General features: G+C 72.2%; 9 protein-coding genes. 3 read left to right on the forward strand and 6 right to left on the reverse strand.

Annotated features, from left to right (window positions below; genetic code table 11):
• Nucleotides 1-1,599 (reverse strand): sugar-binding domain-containing protein (locus ABZ749_RS19540; RefSeq protein WP_357229683.1); only part of this gene is annotated, 1,599 nt, incomplete at its 3' end.
• A gap of 255 nt (nt 1,600-1,854) precedes the next feature.
• Between ABZ749_RS19540 and ABZ749_RS19545 the strand changes: the two genes are divergently transcribed.
• The 3 genes from ABZ749_RS19545 (at nt 1,855) to pdxY (ending at nt 4,844) form a co-directional block, all read left to right on the forward strand.
• Nucleotides 1,855-2,871, forward strand: coding sequence for a LacI family DNA-binding transcriptional regulator (locus ABZ749_RS19545; RefSeq protein WP_357229685.1), 1,017 nt, complete (start codon nt 1,855-1,857; stop codon nt 2,869-2,871).
• Nucleotides 2,872-3,021: 150 nt separating this feature from the next.
• Entirely contained in the window at nt 3,022-3,816 is a 795-nt protein-coding gene (locus ABZ749_RS19550) for a serine protease (RefSeq protein WP_357229687.1), read from the forward strand.
• 176 nt (nt 3,817-3,992) lie between these two features.
• A complete protein-coding gene (pdxY, locus tag ABZ749_RS19555) occupies nt 3,993-4,844 on the forward strand; it encodes a pyridoxal kinase PdxY (protein ID WP_357229689.1) in 852 nt (283 codons plus the stop codon).
• A 57-nt stretch (nt 4,845-4,901) separates the two neighbouring features.
• Here the strand turns inward: pdxY and ABZ749_RS19560 are convergent, their stop codons facing one another.
• From ABZ749_RS19560 to ABZ749_RS19580, 5 genes are read right to left on the reverse strand one after another with little or no spacing between them, the layout of a single operon-like run.
• Nucleotides 4,902-5,234: a putative quinol monooxygenase gene (locus tag ABZ749_RS19560; RefSeq protein ID WP_357229691.1), complete on the reverse strand. Its 333-nt coding sequence runs from the start codon at nt 5,232-5,234 to the stop codon at nt 4,902-4,904.
• Between the two features lie 9 nt (nt 5,235-5,243).
• The gene (locus tag ABZ749_RS19565; RefSeq protein ID WP_357229693.1) at nt 5,244-8,489 is read right to left on the reverse strand and encodes a DUF87 domain-containing protein; all 3,246 of its coding nucleotides are present in this window, start codon (nt 8,487-8,489) and stop codon (nt 5,244-5,246) included.
• Complete coding sequence (locus tag ABZ749_RS19570; protein WP_357229695.1) at nt 8,486-9,193, reverse strand: hypothetical protein; 708 nt, start codon at nt 9,191-9,193, stop codon at nt 8,486-8,488. The genes ABZ749_RS19565 and ABZ749_RS19570 overlap by 4 nt, the downstream gene beginning before the upstream one ends.
• Complete coding sequence (locus ABZ749_RS19575) at nt 9,190-9,585, reverse strand: DUF559 domain-containing protein (RefSeq protein WP_357229697.1); 396 nt, start codon at nt 9,583-9,585, stop codon at nt 9,190-9,192. Before ABZ749_RS19575 ends, ABZ749_RS19570 begins: the two co-directional genes overlap by 4 nt.
• Nucleotides 9,545-10,294, reverse strand: a complete 750-nt coding sequence (locus ABZ749_RS19580) for a hypothetical protein (RefSeq protein ID WP_357229699.1) — start codon at nt 10,292-10,294, stop codon at nt 9,545-9,547. The genes ABZ749_RS19575 and ABZ749_RS19580 overlap by 41 nt, the downstream gene beginning before the upstream one ends.
• Nucleotides 10,295-10,394: the final 100 nt, after the last annotated feature.

Consider the following 10,394-nt stretch of genomic DNA (forward strand, 5'->3'; position numbering starts at 1 on the left):
GCCCGGCGTGTGCAGGCCCAGGCCGCCGAACTCGCCGAGCACCGCGATCCGGCTGCTCGACGGTACCGGGGAGTCCGGGCCGAGGTAGACGTGCCAGTCGTCGATGTCGCCGTTGCCGGGGTTGCCGAGCGACTGGCAGCAGTTGTGGCCGCTGTGCGGGTTGACCAGACGGGTCGGGTCCTGGTTCTTGATGTTCTGCGCGACCCGCCGGGTGTCGGCGAGGGACCGCTCGCCCCAGCCCTCGTTGTAGGGCGTGTACGCGATCACAGCGGGTGAGCTGCGGTGCTCGTCGACGATCTCGCGTGCCTCGGCCTCGAACTGCGCCTGCTGGGCGTCGGTGGGGTTGACGTCCTGTGCGGTCAGCGACGGGATGTCCTGCCAGACCAGCAGGCCGAGCCGGTCGGCGTGGTAGAACCAGCGCTGCGGCTCGACCTTGATGTGCTTGCGCACCATGTTGAAGCCCAGGTCCTTGTGTTTCTGCAGGTCGAAGACGAGGGCGGCGTCGGTGGGCGCGGTGTAGAGCCCGTCCGGCCAGAAGCCCTGGTCGAGGGTGCCGACCTGGAACACGAACTGGCCGTTGAGCTTGGGACGCAGCACCCCGTTGACCAGGCCGGTGGTGATCTCCCGCATGCCGAAGTAGTGCGTGGTCCGGTCCACTGTGGCGCCGGCCGCGTTGCGCAGGCTCACCCGCAGGTTGTAGAGGAACGGGTCGTCGGGTGACCAGCGGCGGGCGTTGGGCACCGGCACGCTGAAGTCGGTGAAGGCGCCGGTGGCCGAGCCGACCACTGTGGTGCCGTTCAGCGCCTCGGCGAGCACGCTGTGGCCGCTCACGTCGCCCCGGGTGAAGACCCGGACCCGCACTGTGTTGTTGCCCAGGTTCGGGTAGACGTCCACGCTGCTGATCGAGGCGGCGGGCACCGGCTCCATCCACACCGTCTGCCAGATGCCGGAGCTGGGGGTGTAGAAGATCCCGCTGGGTGTCTTGGTCTGCTTGCCGATGGCGGGCAGGCTGCCGTTCTGCCGGGTGTCGGTGGGGTCCCAGACCTTGACGACGATCTCGTTCGTCCCGGCGGTGAGCTGGGGCGTCACGTCGAAGGTGAAGGCGTCGTAGCCGCCGGTGTGCGCGCCGACGCGGACACCGTTGACCCAGACGGTGCTCTGCCAGTCGACGGCGCCGAAGTGCAGCAGGGTGCGCCGACCCGACCAGTTCGCCGGGATGGTGACGGTGCGTCGATAGAACAGGTAGTTGCGGTTGTCGTTGGCGGCCCGCTGGATGCCGGACAGGGCGCTCTCCACCGGGAACGGCACGTTGACCCGCTCGGGCAGGTTGGTGCCGAACTGCGGCGCGTCGTCGGTCGTCGACTGGCGTAGCTGCCACTCGCCGTTGAGGTTGAGCCAGTCCGGCCGCGTCATCTGGGGTCGCGGGTACTCGGGCAGCGGGGTGCCGGTCAGGGCCTGGCTGGTCCAGGGGGTGGTCAGTGGTGGCGTCTTGGCCGGTGCGGCGTACGCCGGCGAGGCGGGCGCGGTGAGGACGCCGGCGACCAGGGTGAGGATGAGCAGCAGTGGCAGGGCGGGGCGGATGGGGACGTGACGTGTCATGCCGTCTCCGGGGGGCGAGTCGCCGCGGGCGGTGCAGCCAGGCCCGAAGCGCGTGGGTGGTGGGCATCGGGTGGTCATTGACGGGGGACGGGCGTCAGCGACGGATGTCGGTGGGATCTCCACGCGCCAACGGCGGCGAAAAGATTGACATCCATCATCACCTGTATAACGTTATAGAGCCGCGTCGACCCTCCCGTCAATGCCTGTTCATCAATGTCCGGTCGGCTCGCCTGTCGAATTCGCGAAAGGTTGGGGATGGGCGTCAACCTGAAGGACATCGCCCAGCGCGCCGGTGTCTCGCTGGCCACGGTCTCCAACGTGGTGAACGGGTACCGGCCGGTGGGGGAGCGGACCCGACAACGGGTGCAGCAGGCGATCGACGAACTCGGCTACAGCCCCAACCTCGGCGCCCGGCACCTCCGTCGGGGCCGTACCGGCCTGATCGCCCTGGCCGTCCCGGAACTGACCAACCCGTACTTCGCCGAGCTCGCCGAGATCGCCATCTCCGAGGCCGCCGTGCTCGGCTACACGCTCGTCATGGAGAACACCGCAGCCGACCGGGAGGCGGAGTTGGCGCTCCTCGACGGCTCGCGACAGCGCATCATCGACGGCCTGATCCTCAGCCCGGTGCGCATCGGCCGGGAGGAGGTGCTGGCCCGGTCGGCCGGCAGCCCACTCGTGCTGATCGGCGAGGGCGTCTACGACGTGCCACACGACCACATCGCCATCGACAACGTCGCCGCCAGCCACGCGGCGATCCGGCACCTCGTGGCGATCGGCCGCCGCCGGATCGCGTTCATCGGCGCCACGCCGGGAGGTGACCGGCAGTCGGCGCACCTGCGGGTCCGGGGTTACCGGGAGGCCCTGGCGGCCGCCGGTCTGCCGTACCGACAGCGGCTGGTCGCCGGCACCGACGCGTTCGGTCGGCTCGACGGCATGCGCGCCATGCGTGACCTGCTCGCCCTCGGTGATCCGCCGGACGCGGTGTTCGGTTACAACGACCTGGTCGCCATCGGCGCGTTGCGGGCGCTGGCCGAGGCCGGTCACCGGGTGCCCGAGGACGTCGCGGTGGTCGGGATCGACGACATCGAGGAGGGACGGTTCACTGCCCCGACCCTCACCACGATCGCCCCGGACAAGAGGGAGATCGGCCGTCTCGCGGTGCGCCGCCTCGTCGCCCGCATCGAGGGCGCGGAGGTCGCGGGGCCGCTGACCGTGCAGACACCGTTCCGGCTTCTCCGCCGGGAGAGCACCGGCACGCCGGACGCCTGACCACCGGTCGCCGCGCGCCGTGCGAGATCCATACCGCCGGTGGTACGACCCAGAGAGGATGACCCGCTAGATCCATACACCTCAATATGATGACCGCTATCTCGACTGCGGTGCGCTCACGAGGCGTGCCATCCTGATGCGGAGGAATGCATGGTTCGCTGGCGTACCCTCACTGGCCTGCTGGCCACCGCGTTGGCCGCGGTGACCGCGGCCAGCCTCACCCTCACCGCGCCGGCCGCCGCGGCCGACAGCCCCATGACGCCGAACGTCGTCGGTGGCACCCGCGCCGCGCAGGGCGAGTTCCCGTTCATGGTCCGTCTCTCGATGGGCTGCGGCGGGGCGCTGTACAGCCCCCGGCTGGTGCTCACCGCGGCGCACTGCGTGGGCGCGACCGGCACCAACACCAGCATCACCGCGACGCTCGGGACGGTCGACCTCCAGTCGTCCAGCCGGATCACCGTCCGGTCCAACTACGTCTACCGCGCCCCCGGCTACAACGGCGCCGGCCGCGACTGGGCGCTGATCCGGCTGGCCAGCCCCGTCACCGGACTGAGCACGCTGCCGATCGCCAGCACCACCGCGTACGACAGCGGCACCTTCACCGTGGCCGGCTGGGGCGCCGCCCGCGAGGGCGGCAGCCAGCAGCGGTACCTGCTCAAGGCGACAGTGCCCTTCGTCAGCGACTCCACGTGCAACGCCAACTACGGCGGGGATCTCATCCCCGCCCAGGAGATCTGCGCCGGCTATGCCAGCGGCGGCACGGACACCTGCCAGGGCGACTCGGGTGGCCCGATGTTCCGCCGCGACGCCTCCAACGCCTGGATCCAGGTCGGCATCGTCAGCTGGGGCAACGGCTGCGCCCGGCCCAACTACCCGGGTGTCTACACCCAGGTGAGCTACTTCGCCTCGTCCATCGCCTCGGCCGCGGCGAGCCTCGGCGGCTGACCGTACGACGGGACGGCCATCCAGCGCGTTGGTCGCCCCGCCACCGCTCGGGCGGCCCGGACGACACGGTCCGGGCCGCCCGTTCATGCCGTCCGCCCGTCCGGCGGCGAGTGGGCCACCCGACAGAAACGGCGGGCCGTCACTGCGCAGTCGTCCGCAGCGGCGATGATGGGCCGGTGAAGATCCTGTCCATTCAGTCGTCTGTCGCCTACGGCCACGTCGGCAACTCGGCGGCGGCCTTTCCGCTGCAACGCCTCGGGCACGAGGTCTGGCCGGTCCTGACCGTGCACTTCTCCAACCACACCGGGTACGGGGCGTGGCGCGGCCCGCTGCTCCCGGCGGCGGACGTGGCCGAGGTGATCGCGGGCATCGAGGACCGAGGGGTCCTCGGCAGCGCCGACGCGGTGCTCTCCGGCTACCAGGGCGACCCGGCCATGGGCGCGGTGATCCTCGACGCGGTGGCGACGGTGAAGGCGGCCAACCCGGCCGCGGTGTACTGCTGCGACCCGGTGATGGGCGACGCCGGCCGGGGCATGTTCGTCCGGCCGGGGATTCCGGAGTACCTACGGGACACCGTCGTGCCCCGTGCGGACATCATCACGCCGAACCACTTCGAGCTGGACTTCCTCGCCGGTCGCACCACGAACTCGCTCGCCGAGGTGCTGGACGCGGTCGACGTGGTGCGGGCGACCGGGCCACGGCACGTCCTGGTGACCAGCGTGCTCCACGGCGACCTGCCCCCGGACTCGCTGGAGGTGGTGGCGGTCTCCGACGAGGGCGCCTGGGCGGTGACCACGCCGCTGCTGCCGATCAACCCGAACGGTGGGGGCGACGTCACCGCGGCGCTGTACCTCGCCCACCTGTGGACGACCGGCTCACCCGCGACCGCGTTGGAACGCACCATCGCTTCCGTCTACGCCGTGCTCGAGGCGACTCTCGCGGCGGGCACCCGGGAGATCCAGCTGATCGCGGCGCAGGACGTGATCGCCGACCCGCCGGCCCGGTTCGCCGCCCGCCGGCTGCGCTGACGGCGGGTCCCGGACCGGCTGCGTCGCCGGCGGGCGCGGACCGCTGACCGGTGGCGGTCAGCGACCCTCGGGAACGGCCATCTCGCCGAGCAGCGACCAGTCTTCCTGCGGCACCGTGGCGTTCACGATCCGCGGGGTCTCGGCCAGGTACGGCGGCAGGGTCTCCTGGGCCGTGCGGAAATGCGCGGACTGCACGTGGGCCCCGCCGGCCTGGTCGTCGCGGAACGCCTCGACCAGCACGTACTCGGTGGGATCGTCCACGCTGCGGGACCAGTCGAACCACAGGCAGCCCGGCTCCGCCCGGGTCGCCTCGGTGAACTCGGCGGCGATCCGCGGCCACCGGTCGGCGTGCTCGGCCAGGACCCGGAACTTGGCGGTAATGAAGATCATGGCCCCAGGCTACCCAGCCGGGCGGGCACGGGCGACGACCTCCTCGGGTGTCAACGGCGCCTTCGGGTGGTGCGTCAGGCACAGCGGGGTACGAACCTTCACGAACGAGAACCCCTCCCCGGCGGCGTAGAACTCGCCACTGTTGAGCAGGCCGATGTCCGGCAGCCGCCCGCCCTTGGCCTCGGCGAGCTGGCGGGCCGCGTCGATCTGGGCCGGCGCGTTGAGCAGCCCGAAGAACTGCGTCGTCGCGTTGCCGGAGATCTGGTTGTGCAGACCCTTGGGCGCCTGGGTGGCGAAGACCAGCCCGAGCCCGTACTTGCGGGCCTGCGAGGCCAGCGCGATCGAGCTGGCGGTGCAGGCAGTGGTGCCGGTCGAGGGCGCGAGCGTCTGCGCCTCGTCCATCACGAACAGCCCGCCCAGCGGCCGGTCACCGGCGGGGTGCCGCTTGATCCACGCGAAGAGCGCCATCTGCAACTGGTTGACGAAGCTCTGCCGCTCCTGGTCGGAGGTGAGGCCGACGAAGCTGATCACCGAAACCCGGGCCCGCCGCCCCGCCGACGGCGTCAGCAGCAGCCCCGGGTCGGCCGGCGCGCCGACCCCGCCGAAGAGCGGATCGGTGACCATCGCCGCCTTGAGCGCCTCGGCCAACTCCTCGGCGAGCTTCCCGGCACGGGCCAGCCGACTGACCCCCTCGGGCAGATCGGTGAGGAACTCGGTGAAGCCGGGCAGGCCGACCATCCCGCTACGCGCGTACGCCTGGAGTGCCTCGGTGAGCACGGCCTTGCCCTGCTGGGCGAGCCGGCCGGAGCGGTCCACGCCCGCCCGTGGCGCGAGCGCCTCCACGGCGGAGCGGACGGCCTGGTCGAACTCGTCGGGCCAGTCCCGCAGGGAGGTGAAGTCGGGCAGTGGCTGGAAGCTCAGCGGCCGACCGGCGGTGACCCGGGGCGTCCACACCACCACCTCGGTGTGTGCGAGGTAGTCGGCGGCGCGTTCGGCGTCGCCGGGGCCCCAGCCGGCCGGCGGGTCGGGCCACGGGTCGCCGAGCCGGGCCAGGTCGTTGTTGGGATCGAGCACGATCGCGGAGACCCCCTCGCGGGCGCACTCCTCGACCAGCCGGCGGATCAGCACCGTCTTGCCCGAGCCGGACCCGGCGAACACGACGGCGTGGCGACGTAGCGACTCCAGGGGAACCGTGAAGGGGTGAGCGCCGTCGACGGTCCGGCCCAGCCCGACCGCCCGACCGCCCTCGCCGACCACGAGGTCGGCCTGGTCAGCGGGTACGGGCTCGGCCGCCGCACCGGTCGACACATCGGCGGGAGCGTCGGCCTCCGACACCTGCGACGGGTCGGATTCGGGACCACCGGACGGTGGCTCGTCGTCGGGCGTCGGCGGCTGGGCACCGCCGCGCGTTCCGTCGGGCCCGGGCAGGACCGCGCGGAACAGTTCGGTGCCGCTGGCCGGACGGCGGGCCACCAGCCACTCCTGCAGGGTCGTGGACGGTTCGGCCGCCATCACCCGCAGGGCGGCGAAGACCCGCAGGTCCGCCTCCGACACGGCACACCGCAGGCCGCCGGCCGCGTCGAAGCCGGTCAACACCTCGGTCGTACGCTTCCCGGTCGGCCACGGACCGTTGCGCAGCAGGATCAGCCGCCGTTGTGGCAGGTCCCGGTCCAACCCGGCGAGGGTGCAGGCGGCCTTGACCCGGGCGGTGACGGCGATGGCATTGGGGTGCGCGATGGCCCGGAAGCACCAGTGCGCCTCGTTCTCGGTGGCCTCGTCGAGCACCTCGATGAGCCGTCCGTGCAGCGCGGGCTTACGGCCGGGCGGCGGATCGTACTTGTAGGTGGCGCCGGTCGGCGCCTGCTCGGCGATCCAGGCGGCGAGGCCGGCGGCGAGCAGCGGCGGCATGTGTTCGTCCTCGCCCGTCGGGTCGACTGCGGCCGACACGTCCGCGGCCTCGACCAGTTCGGCGAACCGCGCGTCCAACTCGTGCAGGCGGCGCTCGTCCGTCGTCGGATCGGCGGAGGCGCCACGGGCGGTGCTGACGGTCGGCGTCGAGTCGGCGCCGTCGATGAGCCGATCCAGCTCGATCACGTCGTCGCGATCACGGCACCAGGCGATGTGGCGGTCCACCCGGCGGAGCAGGGCGCGTGGCGTCAGGGTGGGTGCGTCGGCGAAGGCGGCGGGGGCGATCGGCCAGGTGGGGTGCGGTGGCCCGAAGTACATTCCCGCGTAGGCGGCGGCGAGGCGCTTCGCCACGATGGCCTGCCCGATCTCCGGGGTGGGGATCCGGTCCGGCAGGTGCGCCGTACGGAAGCGGTCGGCGACCGGGGTGGGCGCGGTGCGGGTCATCAGCACCCAGGTGTCCGGCAGGCACGAGACGACGACGAGCGTGCGGCGGGTGATGTCGCGGAGCTTGAGCAGGCCGTCGGCGATCGGGCCGAGCACCTTGGCCTGGCCGTCCTCCAGACCCTGATGCTGGTTGAGCAGTGAGGTGCTGGTCTGGGCGAACAGCGTGTCGAGCTGGTCGACGGCGATGACAGTGGGGTCCAGGGTCAGGGCCATCAGCCGGGAGATGTCCTGCACGACCTGCTGGGGGGTGCGGATCGCGGCGCTCAGTCCCCACGCCGCCCGTGCGGCCGGGTCACCCGGTTCGGAGATCAGGTGGGCGTAACCGACGTCCTGTGCCTCGAAGTCGATGGCGCCGTGCAGGACGAGCGCCCGAGCGGTGTCCTGGGCGTCCCGCCCGACCTCCCGATCGCGCTCGCGCAGCGCCCAGATGAAGGTGTCGAGGTGCGCACGGGTCACCGGTCGGGTGCCGGCGACCGCGTCGCGCACCTCCACCGGCAGGCCGAGCTGGGGGGTGAGTCGACGCAGGAAGGTCTTCAACTGGGTGCCCCAGCCGACGTGGGGGCGGCCCATCCCCTCCACCAGGGCCAGGGCCACGCTCTCCCAGAACGTCTTGCCACTGACCATGTCGACGAGGAAGAAGTAGCCGCCGTCGCCCTGGATCCGTTCGCGGACCGCCCCGAGCAGGTGCGTCTTGCCGGCGCCCGCGCGGCCCTGCATGGCCACGCCGAGCGGCATGCTCGTGTCGTCGGTGCGGGCCCGCGCCACCCCGCGCAGGATCTCCGCAGCCACCTTCTCGTGCAGCTCCGGCACGTTGTGTGGGCTGGGTCGCCAAACGTCGTCCGGGGTGACCGCCGGGTTGAGACTGACCGCGTCCAGCGCGGCCCGATGGTCCTCCGAGATCATGCCGGGCCGATCGCCAGGGCGTGGTTGTCCTCGTTCCCGATGCGCACGGCCGCAGCCCGGTCCCGTGGGGTCAGTGACTTGGTGTTCGCCACCGGGATGATGCGGACGTCCTCTCGGCCGACCATCGCCCGCAACGCCGCGTCGAGGGCTGCCCGGTCGGTGTCGGCGAGTCGGTCGCGGACGTCGGCGAGGCCGACCCACGCGCCCGGCGCGGTGGCCAGATCCCGGTACGCCGAGCGGACCAGCGTCTCCACCTCCGCCGCGGACACCGGTGCGGCCGTCGCCGCTGTCGTAGTGGGTGCCGGTGCTTCGGGTCGCGGCTCGCTGAGGGAAGCCGTTGCTCCGGTCTGCTTGAAGAAGTCGCCGTGGCTGACCCGGAGCCGGTCCAGCGAACGGTGCAGGTTGGACAGGACGACGAACAGGGACCGGGTCGTCGAGCCACCCGCCTTCGGCGGCGCGGCGGTGTGCAGCTGACGTGCCACCCGCCAGCCCTGCTCGGTCAGCTCGTGGGCGAACGGCCGGTGCGTCCGATCGGTGTCGACCAGGCCCAGGTCGACGAGCTTCGCGTTGTCCTTGCCGGTCAGTGTGAAACCGGCCAGCTCTTTCAGCTCGACGTTGGTGAGTCGGCGTGCCTCGACCATCAGCACCACGAGGGCGTTGATCTGGTTCGGCGTCAGGTGCGGGACGTCCGCCGGGCTCGTCATGATGTCTCATCTCCATGGGGGTGCGTGCCGCCCGCACGTCGCCGGGCCAGAAGCCGACGGATCCCGTCGACCACCGCCGGCGCGTCGGTGAGCACCTGCTCGTTGGTGAAGCGGAGCACGTCCAGCCCGAGGAGTTGCAGCTGCACGTCTCTCCGCCGGTCGTTGGCGAAAGCGATTCGCCCACGATGCTCCGGGCCGTCCACCTCGACCGCAAGACCCTCCGTGGGCCAAAACAGATCCAGACGGTACGCCGCGGCCAGGACGTGCCACTCGAAGGTCTGGTTCCACCGCCGGCCCCGCGCCCAGTCGTGCGGCGCGAGGGCGCGTTCCAACGCCTGTTCGGCGGGGCTGTCACCACGGGGTACGCCGGCGATCGGCGGCCAGGCCAGCACCCTCGACTTCGGCTCGGCGGCGGTGGCCGGGAGCCGTTCGGTAGTGCCGGCGAGACCGCTGAACCGCTCCGGCACCGGCATCGGCACCGCGCGCACCCGGTCGGCGTGGCGCAACGGCCCGCCGGCCAACCACACTGTGAAGCCACCGTGCCGCACGAGCCACTCGGCGGGCGGCCACCAGCGTCCGCTCGGCGTCGGCGTCCAGGTCAGGCAGGGCCACGACCAGCACGCAGCTCTCCCGGTCGTACGCGCCGGAGATCACCCGGGCGAGCCCGGCGGCGCGTACCCCCGGGGCGAAGCGGGACCGGCCGGCGGGGCGGCGCGGGCCGCGCAGCCCTCGCTCGGCGAGGTCGGCCAGGAACGGCCCGAAGTGCCGGGAGCGGGCGGCGGTACGGGCCGCGAGTGCCCGCACCGCCGCCACACTGAGCGCGCCCTCGCTGTCAAGATGGTCGGCCCCCGTCAGCCAGCGGGGGAACATCGCGAGGGCGGCGGTGTCCAGTTGGTCGAGCAGAGTGTCCACGAGGTCACCGAGAGAACCCGTCACAGTGGGCCGGTAGTGCACCATCGCGGGGGCTACCGGGGGTAACGGGTCGAGTGCCACCCGCAGCAGTTCCGGGTCGATGCCCGGCAGGTGACTGACCCGCCCCGTCGGCGGGGCCGCCCACCAGGCCCTGCTGGCGTCGCCGTCGGCGCGGACGGGGTGTGCCATGGCGGCACCCTACGACAGCGACGGGCGCGGCCGGGGACCCCTCGGTGGCGAGAGGCCCCGGTGCGCACCCAGGATCCGGTGCGGGCCTGGGAGGCCGGGC

It is taken from the genome of Micromonospora sp. NPDC047753 (assembly GCF_040642735.1).
Taxonomy (GTDB): Bacteria; Actinomycetota; Actinomycetes; order Mycobacteriales; family Micromonosporaceae; genus Micromonospora.

Coding starts and splice junctions, on each gene's coding strand:
- ABZ749_RS19560 (WP_357229691.1), bottom strand. CDS start 5,234: ATGATCTTCATTACCGCCAAGTTCCGGGTCCTGGCCGAGCACGCCGAC.
- ABZ749_RS19570 (WP_357229695.1), bottom strand. CDS start 9,193: ATGACGAGCCCGGCGGACGTCCCGCACCTGACGCCGAACCAGATCAAC.
- ABZ749_RS19550 (WP_357229687.1), top strand. CDS start 3,022: ATGGTTCGCTGGCGTACCCTCACTGGCCTGCTGGCCACCGCGTTGGCC.
- ABZ749_RS19545 (WP_357229685.1), top strand. CDS start 1,855: ATGGGCGTCAACCTGAAGGACATCGCCCAGCGCGCCGGTGTCTCGCTG.
- ABZ749_RS19580 (WP_357229699.1), bottom strand. CDS start 10,294: ATGGCACACCCCGTCCGCGCCGACGGCGACGCCAGCAGGGCCTGGTGG.
- ABZ749_RS19565 (WP_357229693.1), bottom strand. CDS start 8,489: ATGATCTCGGAGGACCATCGGGCCGCGCTGGACGCGGTCAGTCTCAAC.